Genomic DNA, 19,149 nt, shown 5'->3' with positions numbered 1-19,149 from the left:
GTTCTGTTTAGCGAGCCATGGTTTTGACCGTCAGACTAATTGGTCGCTAGCCGCTTTGATGATCTGGCTGACCTGATCAAACACGATATTGACCCGTTTCAGGCGGCGCGAATCCGATTGCCTGATCAGCCAGATATCGGAAACCAGGCTGGGTTCATCCGGTAGAACCCGCTGCAGCTCGAATAGCTCGGCGGCAAATCGGGGCAGGGCGGCGATACCTAGGTGCGCCCTGACCGCCATCAGTTGGGAGTGGTAACTGCCGGTGCGCAGGTAGATCTCTGGCAGTTCGGGACGATCTTCCAGCCAGTGGGCTAAAGGTAGATAGCTGAGTTCCGAGTCCCAGCCGATAAAGCGATGGTCGATAAGATCAGAGGCACTAGCGGGGTGACCCCTCTGTTGCAGGTAATCGGCGCTGGCATAGAGCGCCTGCGATAGCTGCCCGATTCGCTGCACGGTGTAGTCGCCGTGGGTGGGCCGGGTTAATCGAATCGCAATATCGGCTTCACGCTTGGTCAACGGGCTAGATCGAACATCGGTGATGATTTCGAGTTGGATCTCAGGATGTGAGCGCTGTAGCTCAGCCAGCTGGGGAATCAGAATGTACTGACCCAGTAGTTCGGGAACGGCCAGGCGTACTATTCCTGCGGTTTCGGTTTCACTTCGGGCTGCGCCGCGCTCAAGCCAAAGAAGGTGGGCCTCGGCCTGTTCGGCGGTCGATATCAGGTTGGCACCGGCGTCGGTCAGGTCATAGCCATCTTGGCGGCGAGAAAATAACTGGGTTCCCAGGGCCTGTTCCAGCGCATCAATCCGACGGGAAACCGTAGACGGACTGACGTGAAGGCTGCGCGCCGAGACGCTCAGGCTTTTGGACCGAGCCACGGCTAGGAAGTACTTGAGGTCGTCCCAGTTCATCAGGTTGCTTCTGTATTGGTGTTGCAATTATGCAAAACCAGTTTGCCAAATTTAGGGTGTTAGGGGCTCATTCTTTATCGCTACACTAGGTTGGGTCAACAAAAACGCAAAAGCAGATTGGCTCAATGCTCGGATCGCAGGGTGGCGATCCGGGTTGCAACACCAATGGTTCAGGCACAGAAAGGAGCAGGGTATATGTCATCTCAAACCAGTCGGGCCGAAATCGGCAACCTCCAACCCTCCGACGGGCTAGCGATCCGACTGATGCCGGCCGTCTTTGTATGGCTCTGGAGCACCGGGTTTATCGGCGCCAAGTACGGCTTGCCCTATGCCGAACCCTTCACGCTGCTGCTCTATCGGATGCTGGTAACGTTGCTGCTGCTGGCACTGGTGGCCATGTGGGTGAAGTCGAAATGGCCCTCGGTAACGGCGGCGTTTCATACCTCGATAACTGGGGTTCTGGTGCATGGCTTATACCTTGGCGGTGTGTTTTACGCCATTCAGGACGGAATGCCGGCCGGCCTGGTTTCATTGATCGTGGGGTTGCAGCCGCTGGTCACCGCGTTGGCGGCGGTGGTGGTATTACGCGAAACCGTCGTTTGGAAACAATGGCTGGGGTTAGTACTTGGGTTGGTCGGTGTCAGTCTGGTGTTGCTGGAAAAGATGGGCGGAACCGAGCAGATGACCAGCTTCCCGTTGTGGACCCTGGCCTGGGCACTGATAGCGTTGTTTGCCATCTCCATCGGCACTGTCTATCAGAAGCGTTACTGTCAGGGCGTCGAGCTTGTTCCCGGTGCCTTTATCCAATATTGCGCCGCTGGGGCACTGTTTGCCGTTGGGGCGTTCGCCTTTGAAACCCGGGTCGTGCACTGGGATACCCAGTTGATCCTGGCAATGGGCTGGTTGGTGCTGGGGCTGTCGGTCGGTGCGATTCTGTTGCTGATGCAATTGATCCGTCGCGGTGCGGCCTCCCAGGTGGCCAGCCTGTTCTATCTGGTCCCGCCGGTAACAGCATTGGAAGCCTATATACTGTTTGATGAACGACTGGGTGTGCTGGCGATGTGCGGTGGGCTGTTATCGGTGATCGGGGTTGCACTGGTGGTGGTCAAAAAAGCCCAGTAGCGGCGAACGCGCCAAAATCACATCTGCCTTGGCTCCATATCTTATCAAGAAACCTATTTGTCGATTTCTGTATCGGATCGGTATTTCATCTTGCCTCACGGCTGAGTAAACTCGCCGAAAATTTGGCTGGCTATGGTTGTACTCTTTCGGGTTGGAATTCGTCGTGTGGGTCAGATTCCTACGCGGCTAATCAGATTGAGGCCAGGGACAGCTCGACTATTCAATTGAGAACTCGTCAACGGAGAACTCGTCAATGGAGAACTCGATGAAGCACCTTCTTGCTGCGCTACCCATGCTGGCGGCGGCTGGTTTAGCCCAGGCTGACAGCGAATGCGGTACTGTGACTATTGCCGATATGAACTGGAACTCGGCCACTCTGATCGCCAATGTCGATCGCTTTATCCTTGAGCATGGCTACGGCTGCGATGCCGAGTTGATCCCCGGCGATACCGTACCGACCGGTACCTCGATGATCGAGAAGGGCAAGCCGGATGTGGTGCCGGAACTCTGGACCAACGCGATCAAGGATGCGATCGAAAAAGGGGTTGCCGAAAACCGTCTGCGGATTGCCGGCAAGGCATTTGCCGACGGCGGGGAGGAGGGTTTCTGGGTGCCGAAGTACCTGGTTGATCAGGATCCGAGCCTGGCTACCATCGAGGGTATCAAGACCAACGCCAAGTTGTTCGAAAACCCTGAAGATCCCGATACCTCCGCCTTTATCGGCTGTCCGGCGGGTTGGACCTGTCAGATCACCGCCGGGCATAACTTCGAGGCGCTTAAACTGGCTGAGGCGGGATTTGAGCTGGTTGATCCGGGTTCCAGCGCGGGCCTCTCCGGTACCATCGCCCGTGCTTATGAGCGCCAGCAGCCCTGGTTCGGTTACTACTGGGCGCCAACCGCGGTGCTGGGTAAGTACGACATGGTCAAGGTGGATTTTGGTACCGGCGTCGATGAAGCCTACTTTCTGAGCTGCACCACCCAGGAAACCTGTCCACCCACCCAGGCGACCATGTGGCCGTCGTTGCCGGTCCACACCGTGACAACTGCGGATTTCGCCAGCAAAGCGCCTCGGGCCTACGAGTACCTATCGATGCGCTCATTCACCAACGACCAGATGAATCAGTTGCTGGCCTGGATGGAGGAGAATCAGGCCGATGGCGATATCGCGATGGAGCACTTCCTGACCCAGTACGAGTCACTCTGGAGCGCTTGGGTGTCCGAATCGGTGGCCGCCAAGGTTAAGCAGGCGCTGGCGCGGCTTTAACCCGGTTGTACGATAATGACCAGGTCGGGGCGTTCTGTCCCGACCTGACGCCCCCCTTAGAGCTTCGATTTCGCTTTGAAGCTCCACCGCTTCGCCTACGCATCCAAGTAGGCGGAGCTGTTTCTATTACTTAACTCTCGCCTCGATAGCCTGGGTTAACACGACTGATCGGATGTGCTTTAGCAGGCTGCGGCTTAAACTGTGCAGTAGGCTGAACGTATATACCCGGAACGGTTGAACTGAGGAGCACTACGGTGACTGATGCACAGCAACTGGAGCAACAGTACGAGCAACTGGTCGACTGGCTGCACGAGCGCTCCCTCGACCCTTGGAAGATTGAACAGATGCAGCTGGCGCTGATGGAGCGGATGGAGTCGATCGGTTTCGACATCTACCGGATGCATATCGGCTTGCCGATGCTACATCCGCTTTACTCGGTCGGCACCTATTACTGGAAGCGCGGGCAGGGCTGTTTTCAGGATGCCTTTACCCGAGGAGATCGCCTCAGCAAGGCTTGGCTAAGCAGCCCACTCAGACCAACCTACGAATCCGGTGCCAACGAACATCTATTCCGGTTACCTAGCCCGGAGGCCGAGCCGTATCAGCTGTTGCGTGAGATGTGTCAGGAGGGGGTAACCGAATACTATCTGCAGGTGGCCGGCTACGGTGATCGAACGCTGGCGCCGAACGAGCAGGAAGGGGTGGTGTTGACCTGGTCGACGACCGATAAACAGGGATTTAGTCCGGCGCAGCTTCGATTCTTGTCCCGTTTACGTTTACCGCTGGCGGCGTTGATTAAAAGCTTGGCGCACCGCAAGCTGACCGAGGATATTCTCGATACCTATCTGGGCGGATACTCCGGTTCACGGGTTCTGGCCGGCAACATTCAACGCGGCGATGTGGAGCCGATCAATGCGGTGATCTTTTTCTGCGACCTGCGCGGTTCCTCCTCTCTGGCCAAGAAGTATCCGCCTTGTGGCTTCCTCGAGTTGCTGAATCAGTACTATGAAGTGACCGCTGGAGCCGTGGTCGAACACGGTGGCGAACTGTTGCGATTTATTGGTGATGCATCGCTGGCGATCTTCCCGATCCAGGAGTTTGATTCCGAGCGAACCGCCTGTGACAAAGCGATGCAGGCCTCGCGTCAGGCGTTACAGCGATTGTCCGAATTGAATCGGCAACGACGGTCGCAGGATGAGACGGCGATCGACTTTGGAATCGGCTTGCACAAGGGCGAGGTGTTGTACGGCAATATCGGTATCCCGTCACGGTTGGAGTTCACCGTTATCGGTGAAGCGGCCAATGAAGCGGCCCGGGTGGAGGGGATGTGCCCGGTACTGGGGCAAAATATCTTGGCATCCAAGGTATTCGCTGACTGCTATCCGATGGGCTGGAACTCCCATGGGCAGCACCGGTTGAAGAACATCGCCGAACCGATGGAGATCCTGTCACCCGCTGCCGATTGATCTGATATAGTAGCTATCTCTTATATAAGTCTTGGGGTATTACCATGATGGCCAGCAGCCGGGCTTACTGGGCAGCAACGCTGTTACTGGTGCTGATCTTTGGCGCCGGTTTTGCTGTCGGCCGAAGTAACGCGCCACTTCACGGCATGGAGGTAACCTTTAACAACGCCAGTGGCCAGCGTATCGACGCGATACAGTTGGATTTTGGCAGTGCCGATAGCCAATCCAGCCTGCAGGTATACAGGATCGAACCGGGCCAGCAGCGACTGCTGGTGCTGAATCATCGGCCCGCGATGGGGTTCAATGTCAAAGTGACCTATCAGGACGGCCAGATGCAGGAGTTTTGCGCGCTCAAGGGACGAAAACAGCAGCGGGCTACGTTGACGCTGAGGCTGTAATTCAACCGGATCGTTTTTTTTGCGTTAGCTCTTAGCCTCTAGTCCGGGCTGCCAGCGGCTGTTCAAGAATCCGGTTTTTTCTGCACCGGGTTTTCATTGGGACCGCTGAAATACTGACTCACCGCGACAATAGACTGGGTCAGATTCTTGGTGGGTTTACGGCTGGCTCTTTTCTGTTGGTACATCTGTTCATCGGCACGAACGAGCAGTTCATTGATGGATTCGCCCTGTTCGGGATAGATTGCCGCACCGATGCTCAGCGAGAGTGCAATAGGGATTCCATCGATTACGAACGGCTGGTCAAATTGTTGGTTTATCTTGCCGATAAATCGATCGATCGAGGCTTGTGAGTCAATCCCCGGTAGAACCATGGTGAATTCGTCACCGGCGAATCGAGCCAGGGTATCCGATGCTCTAATGGTTTGGGTCAGTCGTTCCGCAATTTCAATCAGTGCCTGATCGCCGGCGCTGTGCCCCAGCGAGTCGTTGATGGCCTTAAAGCCATTCAGATCGGCAAACAGCAGAGCCAGGCGCTCGCCGTTTCGTTTAGCCCGGGAGATGGCTTGCGTCAGCCGGTCCAGGAACAGGGCGCGGTTGGGTAGGCCGGTCAGATGGTCGAAGTTGGCCCGTTGATGAAGGGCTTGTTCCTTCTGCCGTTGCTTGGAGATGTCATCGAACAGCCAGATCGAACCGGCTCCTTCGGCGTTCTGATCGATCTCTCGGCCGGTAATTCGGCACCAGAATAGGGACTCGTCTTTGCGCTTCAGGCGTATCTCGGCGCGATAGACATTGCCGCCTTCGATTCCTGAGTAGGCTTCCTTACCGATCTGGTGGTAACTTTTCAGGCTTTCATGAATGATGCTGGTATCGCTGCCTTCCAGCTCGGTCCGCAGGTAGCCCGTCTGTTCCAGCAGCCAGTTATTGACCCGGACGAACACCCGATTTCGGATATAGGCGATACCTTCGTGGGCGTTATCCAGGATCGTTTCAAGTTCCGACAGGGTGCGCTTGGCCTTCTCTTCGGCGATCAGCTTTTCGGTGACGTCATTAATCACGGAAAAGAGCAGCTTGTTCTCTCCGACGCTGATCGGGGTCGAGATCACTTCGACATTTCGAATTTCACCACTGCTGAGCCGATGGGAAAAAACAAAGAAGTTTCGGGATTCTGACTCGGCCCGGTTCATCTCTTTGCTGATCTCTTCGACCGAGGCGGTATTGATCTCTGCAATGGCCATGGAGGTCAGCTGCTCACGCGAGTAGCCGTAATACTCGCAGGCGCCGCTACTGGCTCCAACGATGCTGCCCGTGGTCGGGCAGATCAATAGCATGATGGTTTTGTTGTTGGAAAACAGGTCGCTACTGGCTAAGGCTTCAGCGTAAAGATTGGTGGCGCTGAGATAGGGGTTACTTGGACTTTCCATGATACCGTACCCTCGGTTACCGCTTGCGGTTATCTGGTGTCTAGCTAGGGACCTTGTGTCTAGCTAGGGACCTTGTGGCGACAGGTCAGGCAAACCTTCGAGCCTTGTGATGCAGCTAAATTAGATAAACCGTATATGCATGTTCTCATATTGGGTCACGGATATTTAGTGTTTCAATGAATTCTTGTAACACTGAGTAACCTATATGCCTGGCGATTAGCGTTAAGGTGGCGGCCTGCTTTTGGTCTTCCAATGACGCTGTTGCAAGGTAGCTTTGAGCGGTCGTTTATCTGATACTCTGCGGTTTAACTTCGACACGGGATGGCTGATTGAAAAAGTGGTATCAACATCTCGCTGGCTGCCTGCTGCTTAGTCCTTTTCTGCTGGCAGATGCCAGTGCGCAGAGCAAGATCATTTCATTGGGAACCGGCGGCGTAACGGGGCTGTATTACCCGGCCGGTGGGGCGATTTGCCGGTTGGTGAATGAAAACCGAATGGAACACGGGATTCGTTGCGCCGTTCGAAGCACGCCCGGTTCGGTCAGCAATCTACAGCAGGTGGACGCTCAACAGCTCGATCTGGGAATTGCGGAAGCGGGTCAGCTCCATGATGCGCTTCAAGGTCAGGGCCGCTTCGCAGAGCCGCTAGCTCAGCTTCGAACTCTGTTTAGTCTCTATACCGAGTACATCACCGTGGTCGCGCGCAAGGATAGCGGCATCGACAGCTTCGATGACCTACGTGGCAAACGGATCAATATCGGTCCCGAGGGAAGCAGTCAGCGTGCCACCTTGCAGTTGCTGATGCAGGCGCGGGGCTGGAGCCTGAATGATTTCCCGGAAGTCCATCAGCTGGAGCCGGCGCAGCAAGCTCAGGCGTTGTGCGATGGCCGTATCGACGCGACCCTCTATGTGGTCGGTCACCCCAGCGGTGCTATCAAGGAGGCGTTGCGAGACTGCGACAGTCGCTTATTGGCGCTGGCATCCGCTGATGTCTCGACCTTATCCGGGAAAAATCCCCACTACCGCTCCGAGCACCTCAACGGGGGCTATTACGCCTCAGGCCTGGGTGAAATCGAGACGGCGGGGGTGCGTGCCACTGTGATCAGTCGGGCGGATCTGCCCGAGCAGGATGCCTATGCGATCGTCAAAGCCCTGTTTGAGCGCTTGCCGAGCTTCCGCCGGATGCATCCGGCGTTCAAGCAGCTCGAGTCTGGCGCGATGGTCGAGGGGCCGTTGGCGGCGCCGATGCATCCCGGCGCATTGCGGTACTTCCGAGAAGCCGGGTTGATCCCTTAGGCCTCGTCTTGTAACGCCGCTGTATCCTGCAGCGGCAGCTCGATCCGGAAATGGGCTCCCCGATCTGATACCAGGCAATGAATCTGGCCATTGAGCAGTTGATGCACCAGGTTGAAGACGATATGCATCCCCAAGCCGCTGCAGCCCTGACTGCGTTTGGTGGTCATAAAGGGCTCGAACAGTTTCTGATGCCAGTCCTCGGCAATACCGACACCGTTATCCCGGTAATCGATCTGAAGTTGTTGCCCGTGGAGTTGCAGCTCGATCTCGATCACGCCGCCGGGCTGATGATCAAACCCGTGCAGTAGCGAATTCAGAATCAGGTTGGTGAAGATCTGGTAGTAACCACCGGGGTAGCTATCCAGCATCAGCTGCGTTGGTCCCTGGATACGGATCTCGGGACGGCACTGTTTCAGGCGTGGTTGCAGCGAGGTCAGGATCTCATCCAGGTACTCAATCAGATCGAAACGACGACGTTGTTCGCTGGATTGGTCAACCGAGACCTGTTTGAAGGCGCTGATCAATTGGGTGGCGCGCTCGAGGTTCTGACAGATCAGCCGGCTGGTTTCCATCAGGGTGTCGGTGATCGGCTCGTCGGGACGTTGCTGTTTATAGAGCCGGGCCTGGTCGGAAAGGTAGGAGGCGGCGGTGTAACCGATCCCGATCGGGGTGTTGATCTCGTGGGCCACCCCGGCAACCAGACCGCCGAGTGCGGCCAGCTTTTTCGACTCCACCAGCTGCTGCTGGGTGGTCTGCAGTTTGGCCAGCAGCTGCTGTAGTTCTTGATTGCGCTGTTCCAGCTGCTGGGTGCGATCGACCACCCGTTGCTCCAGCTCGGTATTCAAACGGGCCAGCTCCTGTTCCGCCTGTTCACGCTTGCTGATGTCCTGCAGCATCGACTCGCGCATGCTGTTCATCGCATCTACCACCTGGCTGAGCTCGTCGTCATGATGGCGTCGGTGGCGCTTTAGAATCAGCGGCTGATCCAGGTGATCCAGTTTCAAACGACGGGCGTAAGCGGCCATCGAGCCCAGGTGCTGGGTGACCAGTCGGCTGAAGATGGTCAGGATAAAAATCGACACCAGAAAGGTCTTGATCCCCTGTGACGCCAGGATCACCAGCACCTTGTCAGCCAGGCGCTGGTACACCTCATCCAGGCTGATGATCAGGGTCAGTTCCCCAACCTGAAACAGGTTGCCGTCGGCGCTGCGGTGTTCGAGTTGATAACGGCGTTCAAGGGTTGAGCCGGAATCGGGGCGAGTGCCGGCACGGTAGTCATCCCCATACTGAGAGCTGATCTCCAAGTAGCGCACATCCGGCAACTGGTGCAGGCCGTCCAGCTGCACCTGTACCTGAGCCGGACTGATCTCCCACAGACTGTTGGACAGGCTATTGAGCGAGCTGGTCTCGATCTGGTGCAGGCGCTCGTCGATGGCGGATAGCTCGTAACGGTAGTCGAGCCAAAGCTGGGTACCGGTGGCGATCAGGGTGATCAGCGAGCTGCACAGCAGTATCGCGGCCAACAGGCGGATGCCGAGGGGTTTTTGGCGGCGGAGTTGTTTGAGTCGTTGCAGCAGGTTCATAGCGGGTATCGGCTTCTGGGTTTCAAGCGACATCCCTCAACGGGGCGCTTGGCGCCCTATGATAGCGGGGCATTCGTCGTATCGCAGTCTCTGTTTCCGGTTTCGAGGGGGTTTTAGGGCCAAGATCATTTTTTCATCGAGAATGGCACGCGAGGAGGTTTTGTTGGCATGAATGGCGGTTTGGGCGCCGGTTGGGTTGGCTTATGTTGTCCCGAGTCTTGAAGGACTGTTCTCGCGGCAACACCAAACCGAACTGCCGCGGGTGTTTTGCAGGCGGTTGCCCCCGGGTAATTGCTGATAACCACAAAGGCCCGCCCGGCGGGACGATAACGATAACGATAACTAGGAATGCACATGTCTCTGAAGAACAAACTTGCTACGACTCTACTTTCCTCCACTGTCGGCCTGACGGCTGCGTTCGGCGCCTCCAGCGCGCTGGCGGCGGATCAGACCTACGTGACCATCGGTACTGGTGGTCAAACCGGTGTTTACTATGTTGTCGGCCAGTCCATGTGTCGTCTGGTCAACCGTGGCACCAGCGATCACGGAATCAAGTGCACCGCGCCGTCCACCGGTGGTTCTGTTGCCAACATCAACGCGATCCGTCAGGGCCAGCAGGACATGGGTATGGCTCAGTCCGACTGGCAGTTCCACGCTCTGAACGGTACCAAGCACCAGACCTTCATCGACCAGGGTAAGTTTGACAACCTGCGCGCGCTGTTCTCCGTCCATAACGAGCCCTTCACCGTTGTTGCCCGTGCCGACTCCGGCGTTAAGAGCTTTGACGACCTGGTTGGCAAGCGCGTTAACCTGAACAACCCGGGTTCCGGTACCCGCGGCACCATGGAAGTGATCATGGCCGAGAAGGGTTGGACCCGTGACAGCTTCAAGCTGGCGGCCGAGCTGAAGGCTTCCGAGCAGGCTCAGGCGCTGTGCGACAACAAGCTGGACGTGATGATCTACTCTGTCGGTCACCCGTCCGGTGCGATCAAGGAAGCCACTACTTCCTGTGATTCTGTCGTTGTTCCGGTTACCGGCAAAGAGATCAACAAGCTGATCGCTGAAAACGACTACTACGCCGAAGCCACCATCAAGGGCGGCCTGTACAAGGGAACCGACAGCGATGTGACCACCTTCGGTAACGCGGCCACCATGGTGACCTCTGCCAACGTCGATGACGAAACTGTCTACCAGGTAGTTAAGGCGGTATTCGACAACTTCGATCGCTTCAAGCGTCTGCACCCGGCCTTCGCCAACCTGGATCCGAAGACCATGATCTCCGGCGGCCTGTCTGCACCGCTGCACGAAGGCGCTGTGCGCTACTACAAAGAACAGGGCTGGATGTAATCCAGATCCGATCATCCCCTAGGGATCACGGTCAGCCCAGCCTGGGTTGACCGTTCTTTTTAGAGCGTCTGCCGCCTCGATTTATTAGGTTCTGCCGGCGCTTGTTTCACGCTTAATTGTCGGAGCGATTATGACAGAACTACAAAACCGACAGGCTGAGGCTGATGATAGGGAACTGCAGGAGATGGTGGCCGCCAACGATACCGGCGCCCGTATCCCCGAAGGTTGGCAAGGAAAAATTCTACTCGCCGCCGCACTGTGCTGGTCACTGTTCCAGCTCTGGATAGCATCACCATTACCGTTTTACGATTGGCCGATTATCGGTAGTTTCGGCATCTTCAACGACACCGAAGTGCGGGCCATTCACCTGGGCTTCGCCGCCTTCCTGGCCTTTACCGCTTACCCGGCGCTGGCCCGTTCACCGCGTCACCATATCCCGGTGACCGATATTGCCCTGAGCCTACTGGGCGCCTTTAGTGCCAGCTATATTTTCCTGTTCTACGACCAGCTGGTGACCCGTCCGGGGCTGCCCAATACCCAGGACCTGGTGTTCTCCATCACCGGTCTGATCCTGCTGTTGGAAGCGACCCGCCGTACCCTGGGACCGCCGCTGATGATCGTGGCGATCGTATTCCTGACCTATTCGCTGGCCGGGCCCTGGATGCCGGAATTGATCGCCCACAAGGGCGTTACCCTGAAAGAGCTGGTTAACCACCAGTGGCTGACCACCGAAGGGGTATTCGGTATCGCGCTCGGGGTGTCCTCCAATTTCGTATTCCTGTTCGTGCTGTTCGGCGCGCTGTTGGACAAAGCCGGTGCCGGTAACTATTTCATCAAGGTGGCGTTCTCGCTGCTGGGCCACATGCGTGGCGGCCCGGCCAAGGCCGCGGTAGTTTCCTCCGGTCTGACCGGTCTGATCTCCGGCTCCTCCATCGCCAACGTGGTCACCACCGGCACCTTCACCATCCCGATGATGAAGCGGGTCGGCTTTACCTCCGAAAAGGCCGGTGCGGTCGAAGTTGCGTCTTCGGTCAACGGTCAGATCATGCCGCCGGTGATGGGCGCCGCGGCGTTCCTGATGGTCGAGTACGTGGGTATCTCCTACGTTGAGGTTATCACCCACGCCTTTCTGCCGGCATTGATCTCCTACCTGGCGCTGATCTATATCGTTCACCTGGAAGCCCTGAAGCAAAATATGCAGGGGCTGCCTCGACGGATGGAAGTCAAAACCTGGCAGCTGCGCTTGATCGGCATGCTGACCGGTTTCCTGGTCACCGCCGGTATTGCGGCGGTGGTGTATTACGGCATCGGCTGGGTCAAACCTACCTTCGGCGACTACGCTGGTCTGGTGATCGCGGCGCTGCTGTTCGTGGTTTATCTGTTCCTGGTTCGCTTTGCCTCGCGGGTGCCGGACCTGGAATTGGACGACCCCGACTCGCCGATGGTGCAACTGCCGGAAGTGGGCCCGACGGTTAAATCCGGTCTGCACTACCTGCTGCCGGTGGTGGTACTGGTCTGGTGCCTGATGATCGAGCGCCTGTCGCCGGGACTGTCGGCTTTCTGGGCCACGGTGCTGATGATGTTCATTCTGGTCACCCAGCGGCCGTTGATGGCCTGGTTCCGCGGCAAGGACGAGCTGCCGCGTCGACTGCGCAAGGGTTTTAACGAGCTGATTGACGGTCTGATCGTCGGTGCCCGCAACATGATCGGAATCGGCATCGCCACGGCCACCGCCGGGATTATCGTCGGTGCGGTCTCCCAGACCGGTGTCGGCTCGGTGCTGGCCGATCTGGTCGAAGTGCTGTCGATGGGTAATCTGCTGCTGATGCTGATGCTCACCGCCGTGTTGAGTCTGATCCTCGGGATGGGGCTGCCGACCACCGCCAACTACATCGTGGTGTCGTCGCTGCTGGCGCCGGTAGTGATCTCATTGGGCCAGGAGTCCGGCCTGATCGTGCCACTGATCGCCGTGCACCTGTTCGTGTTCTACTTCGGCATCATGGCCGACGTGACGCCACCGGTGGGGCTGGCTTCGTTTGCCGCGGCGGCGGTGTCCGGCGGTGACCCGATCCGTACCGGTTTCCAGGCCTTTAGCTACAGTCTGCGAACCGCGGCGCTGCCGTTCCTGTTTATCTTCAACACCGACCTGCTGCTAATCGACGTCAGCTGGGCGCAGGGGATACAGATCTTTATCGTTGCGACGATTGCGATGCTGATCTTCACCGCCGCAACCCAGGGCTATTTCTTCTCCCGCAATCGCTGGTACGAGACTCTGGCGCTGCTGCTGATCGCGTTCTCGCTGTTCCGTCCCGGATTCTGGATGGATCGAATCGTCGCGCCTTACCAGCAGATCGAACCCAGTGCGCTGGTGCAGAGCCTCGATACCGTCGAGCCGGGCACCGAACTGCGATTCTGGGTTGATGGCGAAGACGCGGTCGGTAATGCCCGCTCCTTCGTTGCCACGCTGGAGTTGGGCGAGGGCGATAACGGACGCGATCGGCTTGCCAGTGTCGGCCTGGAGCTGATCGCCAGCGGCGATCGCACCCTGGTGGACTTTGTCGGCTTCGACAGTGCCGCCGAGAAGGCCGGCATGGCGTTTGACCAGGTGATCACCGGCGTTGAAGCGCCCCAGGCTCAGCCGCCGAAACAGTTGATCTATATCCCGGCGGTGGCCTTGTTGCTGGTGTTGATTACTCTGCAGCGTCGTCGCCGTGCTCAGGATGAGCAGGCGATGCAGGGTGCTTCGGCTTCGGCCTGAAGCGACGCCAATCGATAAACCAGGCCCGGCGTCAATCGTCGGGCCGCTTTTGTAGGAATTAGGGATGTTTAAAAAAGTACTGGTACCGGTCGACCTGTCTGAGCCGGAATTTGTCCAGCAGGCTCTGGAGCTGGCGTTGCGTGAAGTCAACGAAAACAACGCCGAACTTCACCTGATCACGGTTGTCCCTGGATTCGGTAATTCGCTGGTGGCGTCGTTCTTCAGTGAACGGGAGCATCAGAAGGCCGTGACCGAAGTGGCACGTAAGTTTAAGGCGTTGGCTTCCGAGATCGTACCGGAGGGGATTAAACCGGTGCTCAAGGTCTACGAAGGCTCGCCGGCAGAGATGATCGTGCGCTATATCCGCAAGCAGGAAGTGGACCTGGTGCTGATGTCGGCTCACCACCGCTCTAAAGTGGATGAGTTCCTGTTGGGCTCGGTTTCAGCCCGAGTGGCAGAACGTGCCGGTTGCTCGGTTTTATTGCTAAAAAGCTGACATAATTAGCAGCTGTAATACGGGTTTTATTGATTGGATTGAGCTGTATCAATCAAAAAAGACCAAAACAAACACTACCAATTTGAAGAATTGGTAAATAATTACACCTTTCTGGCCTGTCGCCGAAATCGGGCACGCGGCAGGCCTTTTCATATGCCCAGTTGCAGGTTAACCAATTAACCCTCATGTTCGACCGATTCCGTGACAACCTTTCACTCCTGTCTCCCCTGACCGAGCTGTTCAGCCAGCGTCTCAATGCGGCCATGGCGGCACGGGTGAATGAATTTGCACCGCTCTATTACCAGACCGCGACCCACGACGAGCTTAGCGAACGCTCGCTGGAAAACCTCTATGGTGCGACCCTGTCCTGTTGGGAGCTGTTGCAGGAGTTCAATCCTGACCAGCCCCAGATCCGTCTCTATAATCCGGATCTGGAAAAGCATGGCTGGCGTGCCCAGCACACCGTCATCGAAATTATCCAACCGGATATGCCGTTCCTGGTCGATTCGGTCCGAATGGCGATGAACCGTCGCGGGCTAGCGATCCATACGATCCACAACGCGATCCTGCATTGCCGTCGCGAAGCCGGCCGGCTGCAAGAGTTCGGCAGTTCGGCCGAAGAGGGTTTCCAGGCCGAGTCGGTCATCTACCTCGAGGTCGACCGCACCAGCGATGAAACCGAGCACAAAGAGATCCTGGCCGATCTGCAGCAGGTGCTGGCCCATGTGCGTATCGCGGTGGACGATTACCAGGCGATGCAGGACAAGGCCGCCGAAACGGCGCAGCAGCTGGGCCAACAGGATCCGGCGATCGGTCAGTTCTTGGAGTGGTTGTTGGATGACCGTTTCACCTTCCTGGGTTACGACGAGGTCGAGATTGCCGACGGTCAGGTCTGCAGCGTTGACGACAGCGAACTGGGGATTTTCCGTCTGGAACGTAGCCCGGTTTGCGTCAAGCTGGAAGCCTTGCCGGAGGCGGAGCGCGAGTTCCTGCTCGAACCCTCGACTCTGATGTTCGCCAAGGACAACCGTTTCTCGCTGGTACATCGTCCGGCCTATATCGACCGGATCGTGATCAAGCGTTTTGATGATGCGGGTAACGTCGTTGGCAAGTGCCGCTTCCACGGCCTCTACACCTCGACCGTATACTCCGAACCGATGTCCGGCATTCCTGTGGTACGCGACAAGGCCAAGACAGTACTGACCCAGACCGGTTTCGACCGCCGCAGCCACAACGGCAAGCAGCTGCTGCAGATCATGAACGATCTCCCCCGTGATGAGCTGATTCTATCGAGCGAGGCGCAGCTGCTCGAGATCGCCATGGGGATCTTCAGCCTCAACGAGCGCCGCAAGGCGCGACTGTTGATGCGGCAGGATCGCAGCAACCAGTTCATGACGTTCCTCTACTTCGTGCCGCGGGACGTTTTCTCCACCGAGTTGCGGCTGCAGGTGCAGGATCTGTTGATCAAAGCCTGCGGTGCCAGCACCGTCGACTTTACTACCACCTTCAGCGAGTCGGTGCTGGCGCGGGTACAGTTTGTGCTGCGAACCGACCCGGCTAACCCGCCACAGTTTGACCTGGCGCAGCTGGAGCAGGAGGTGGTTAATGTTTCCCGCGACTGGAACGACGAGCTGCACGCCGCATTGATCGAAAACTGCGGTGAAGAGCAGGGCAATCGACTGCTGAGCAACTACCGTTACGGTTTCACCAGCGCCTACCGTGAGCACTTCGTTCCGGCCAGTGCGGTCTACGATATTCAGCGTGTCGAGGCTCTGAGCGAGAGCAACCCGATCACGATGAGCTTCTATCGGGTACTGGAGCAGAGTCAGCAGTTGCGCTTCAAGCTGTTCAACTCCGATGAGTCCCTGGTGCTGTCCGACGTGATTCCGGTACTGGAAAACCTCGGTATGCGGGTCGTCGGCGAGCACCCTTACGAGATTCGTCGCCAGGATGGCCAGCGTTTCTGGATGCACGACTTCACCCTGATTCACCAGGGCTCCGAGCCGGTAGTGCTGGAGCAGGTTCAGGAGGTGTTCCAGCAGGCGTTTGCGACCATCTGGAGCGGCCGTGCCGAGAACGACGAGTTCAACCAGCTGGTGATCGGCGCCAACCTGAACTGGCGTGAGGTGGCGATGCTGCGTGCCTACGCCCGCTACTGCCAGCAGATCCGTTTCGGTTTCTCGCAGCCCTATATCGCCGCCACACTGTCGAACCATATCCAGGTTACCCGCCTGTTGGTGGCGCTGTTCCGGGCCCGCTTCGAGCCGCAGCGCCAGGAGAGCGACAAGGTCGAGGCGCTGGCCGAACGGATCGAGAACAGCGTGCTTGATGCGTTGGATCGGGTCGCCAACCTCAACGAAGACAAGATCCTGCGCCGTTTCCTGGAACTGATCAAAGCGACCCTTCGGACCAGCTTCTTCCAGACCGACGAACAGGGCGAGCTGAAGGATTACTTCGCCTTCAAACTGAGCCCGCGCGATATCAGCGATATCCCACTGCCGCGGCCGATGTTCGAGGTGTTTGTCTACTCCGCCCGGGTCGAAGGGGTACACCTGCGCGGCGGCAAGGTTGCCCGCGGTGGACTGCGCTGGTCTGACCGGTTGGAAGACTACCGTACCGAAGTGCTGGGGCTGGTGAAGGCTCAGCAGGTGAAGAACTCGGTGATCGTGCCGGTGGGCGCCAAGGGCGGCTTCGTCGCCAAGCAGCTGCCGCAGGACGGTGGTCGTGAAGCCTGGCTGGCCGAAGGGATCGCCAGCTACCAGATCTTTATCAGCGCGTTGCTGGATATCACCGACAACCTGGTTGCCGGTGAGGTAGTGCCGCCGGTGGATGTGGTTCGTCACGACGAGGATGATCCGTACTTTGTAGTGGCCGCCGACAAGGGCACCGCAACCTTCTCCGATATCGCCAACGAGATCGCTGAATCCCGCGGCTTCTGGCTCGGCGATGCGTTCGCCTCCGGTGGTTCGCAGGGCTACGACCACAAGGGCATGGGTATCACCGCTCGAGGCGCCTGGGAGTCGGTCAAACTGCACTTCCGCGAGCTGGGACTGGACACCCAGTCCGAACCGTTCAGCGTGATCGCGATCGGTGATATGGCCGGTGACGTGTTCGGTAACGGCATGCTGCTGTCCGAGCATATCCAGATGTGCGCCGCGTTTAACCATATGCACATCTTTATCGATCCGGAGCCCGACTGCGCGGCCAGCTTTGGCGAGCGCAAGCGGATGTTTGAGCTGCCCCGTTCAACCTGGGAAGACTACGATCAAAAGCTGATCTCCAAGGGCGGAGGAGTGTTCTCCCGTGCGGCCAAGTGGATCCAGATCAGCCCGCAGATGAAGCAGCGCTTCGCCATTACCGAGGATCGACTGTCTCCCAATGATCTGATCAGCGCGTTGCTAAAAGCGCCGGTGGATCTGATCTGGAACGGCGGTATCGGCACCTACGTCAAGGCCAGCTTCGAAAGTCATAGCGATGTCGGCGACAAGGCCAACGACAGCCTTCGGGTCAACGGCAACCAGCTGCGCTGCAAGGTGTTGGGTGAGGGCGGTAACCTGGGCTTCACTCAGCAGGGGCGGATGGAGTTCTGCGCACTGGGCGGCAAGTCCAACACCGACTTTATCGATAACGCCGGCGGGGTCGATTGTTCCGACCACGAGGTCAATATCAAGATCCTGCTCAACGAAGTGGTGGCCAACGGTGATCTGACCGTCAAGCAGCGCAACAACCTGTTGCGGGAGATGACCGACGAAGTCGCCGATCTGGTATTGAAAAATAACTACCAGCAGGCGTTGGCGATCAGCGTGGCCCACAGCCATGCCCGCAAGGCGCTGGACGAGTACACCCGTCTGATCAACCGTCTCGAAGCCGATGGCAAGCTGGACCGGGAGCTGGAATTTATCCCGGCCGACGAGGTGCTGCAGGAGCGCAAGGGCAGCGGTCAAGGTTTGACCCGCCCCGAGCTGTCGGTGCTGATCTCCTACGTCAAGGCCGAACTCAAGGAAGCGCTGGCCGATTCCTGGATCACCGAGGACGACTATCTCAGCAAGGAGGTGATGTCGGCGTTCCCGCAACGTCTGATCGGTGATTATGCCGAGCAGATCGACAGCCATCGTCTGCGTCCGGAGATTATCGCGACCCAATTGGCCAACGGCATGGTAAACAGCATCGGCATCACCTTCGCCGAGCGTATCTCCCAGATGGGTGGCAGCGATTTGGCCGATGTGGCGGCCGCCTACGTGATCGCCCGGGACGTGTTCGGGATCGAACAGCTGTGGAGCGATATCGAAGCGCTGGATAACCAGGTGCCGGCGACACTGCAGCAGCAGATGATGGCAGACCTGATCCGGATGGTACGCCGTGCGACCTACTGGTTCCTGCGTAACCGTCGCTCGGCTGCCTCGGTGCGTGAGGTGGTGGAGCGCTTCCAGCCGGCGGTTGAGGAACTCAGCAGCCAGTTCGGCACCCTGCTGGAAGGTGAACCGTTGCAACGCTGGCAGCACAAGCACGACGAGCTGGTCGAGGCTGGAATTCCGGCCGAGCTGGCGGCCAAAGTTGCTGCTGCCGACAGCCTCTACAGCCTGCTCAGCGTGATTCAGTCTGCCGAGCAGACCGGCCAGGCGCTGACGCTGGTGGCCCAGATCCACTTCGGCCTGGGCGATCGCCTGCAGCTGAACTGGTTCGACCATCAGGTCCAGGAACTGGATACCTCCAACCATTGGGAGTCGGTGGCACGGGACAGCTTCCGCGAAGACCTGACCAGCCACCAGCAGGCGATCGCCGTGCGGGTGCTGAACGGCAACGACACCGACCTTGACGACAGTGCCGGTGAGAGCCTGGTCAGCCAGTGGCTGGACAGCAACCATCGCCTGCTGCAACGCTGGCAACAGCTGCTGGATGAGATCCGCAGCAGCACCCAGCAGGACTTCGCCGTCTTCATCGTGGCGATCCGAGAACTGCTGGAGCTGGCGCAGGCCAAGTAAGTTCGAGCACTGGAGGCCACTAGGTCAATCAAAAGGGAAGCGATCTGCTTCCCTTTTTTTGTGGGCGCTAACCTATGCTGTTGATGAACGGCTGGCCGCGTTGTT

12 protein-coding genes are annotated in these 19,149 nt (G+C 57.9%); 9 read left to right on the top strand and 3 right to left on the bottom strand.

What is annotated here, in order from left to right:
• Positions 1 to 30: 30 nt before the first annotated feature.
• A complete protein-coding gene (locus tag DV711_RS04505; RefSeq protein WP_114694440.1) occupies positions 31 to 912 on the bottom strand; it encodes a LysR family transcriptional regulator in 882 nt (293 codons plus the stop codon).
• Between the two features lie 195 nt (positions 913 to 1,107).
• On the opposite strand from DV711_RS04505, the gene DV711_RS04500 reads away from it, so the two are divergent.
• The 4 genes from DV711_RS04500 to DV711_RS04485 all read left to right on the top strand — a co-directional run bounded on the left by DV711_RS04500 (position 1,108) and on the right by DV711_RS04485 (position 5,162).
• Entirely contained in the window at positions 1,108 to 2,034 is a 927-nt protein-coding gene (locus DV711_RS04500; protein WP_114694439.1) for a DMT family transporter, read from the top strand.
• Positions 2,035 to 2,299: 265 nt separating this feature from the next.
• A complete protein-coding gene (locus DV711_RS04495; protein WP_114694914.1) occupies positions 2,300 to 3,298 on the top strand; it encodes an ABC transporter substrate-binding protein in 999 nt (332 codons plus the stop codon).
• Positions 3,299 to 3,552: 254 nt separating this feature from the next.
• On the top strand, positions 3,553 to 4,764 hold the full coding sequence (locus tag DV711_RS04490) for an adenylate/guanylate cyclase domain-containing protein (protein ID WP_114694438.1): 1,212 nt from the start codon (positions 3,553 to 3,555) through the stop codon (positions 4,762 to 4,764).
• A 44-nt stretch (positions 4,765 to 4,808) separates the two neighbouring features.
• Positions 4,809 to 5,162 (top strand): hypothetical protein, encoded by a 354-nt coding sequence (locus tag DV711_RS04485; protein ID WP_114694437.1) that lies wholly within the window; start codon positions 4,809 to 4,811, stop codon positions 5,160 to 5,162.
• 62 nt (positions 5,163 to 5,224) lie between these two features.
• Here DV711_RS04485 and DV711_RS04480 read toward each other — a convergent pair whose 3' ends face one another.
• The gene (locus tag DV711_RS04480) at positions 5,225 to 6,583 is read right to left on the bottom strand and encodes a diguanylate cyclase domain-containing protein (protein ID WP_114694436.1); all 1,359 of its coding nucleotides are present in this window, start codon (positions 6,581 to 6,583) and stop codon (positions 5,225 to 5,227) included.
• A 329-nt stretch (positions 6,584 to 6,912) separates the two neighbouring features.
• Between DV711_RS04480 and DV711_RS04475 the strand changes: the two genes are divergently transcribed.
• Positions 6,913 to 7,878, top strand: coding sequence for a TAXI family TRAP transporter solute-binding subunit (locus tag DV711_RS04475; protein ID WP_114694435.1), 966 nt, complete (start codon positions 6,913 to 6,915; stop codon positions 7,876 to 7,878).
• On the opposite strand, the gene DV711_RS04470 is transcribed toward DV711_RS04475, so the two are convergent.
• Positions 7,875 to 9,494: a sensor histidine kinase gene (locus DV711_RS04470; protein WP_114694434.1), complete on the bottom strand. Its 1,620-nt coding sequence runs from the start codon at positions 9,492 to 9,494 to the stop codon at positions 7,875 to 7,877. The genes DV711_RS04475 and DV711_RS04470 overlap by 4 nt on opposite strands.
• A 321-nt stretch (positions 9,495 to 9,815) precedes the next feature.
• Here DV711_RS04470 and DV711_RS04465 point away from each other — a divergent pair, with 321 nt between their 5' ends.
• The 4 genes from DV711_RS04465 (at position 9,816) to DV711_RS04450 (ending at position 19,044) form a co-directional block, all read left to right on the top strand.
• Entirely contained in the window at positions 9,816 to 10,808 is a 993-nt protein-coding gene (locus DV711_RS04465; protein ID WP_114694433.1) for a TAXI family TRAP transporter solute-binding subunit, read from the top strand.
• Between the two features lie 130 nt (positions 10,809 to 10,938).
• Complete coding sequence (locus tag DV711_RS04460; RefSeq protein ID WP_114694432.1) at positions 10,939 to 13,566, top strand: TRAP transporter permease; 2,628 nt, start codon at positions 10,939 to 10,941, stop codon at positions 13,564 to 13,566.
• Positions 13,567 to 13,630: 64 nt separating this feature from the next.
• Positions 13,631 to 14,062 (top strand): universal stress protein, encoded by a 432-nt coding sequence (locus DV711_RS04455; protein ID WP_114694431.1) that lies wholly within the window; start codon positions 13,631 to 13,633, stop codon positions 14,060 to 14,062.
• Positions 14,063 to 14,247: 185 nt separating this feature from the next.
• Entirely contained in the window at positions 14,248 to 19,044 is a 4,797-nt protein-coding gene (locus tag DV711_RS04450) for an NAD-glutamate dehydrogenase (protein ID WP_114694430.1), read from the top strand.
• The last annotated feature ends 105 nt before the right edge of the window (positions 19,045 to 19,149 follow it).

Source organism: Motiliproteus coralliicola (genome assembly GCF_003345655.1).
Classification (GTDB): Bacteria; Pseudomonadota; Gammaproteobacteria; order Pseudomonadales; family Balneatricaceae; genus Motiliproteus; species Motiliproteus coralliicola.
The sequence above is the reverse complement of the archived record's forward strand: the minus strand, read 5'-3'. Positions and strand labels throughout refer to the sequence as shown.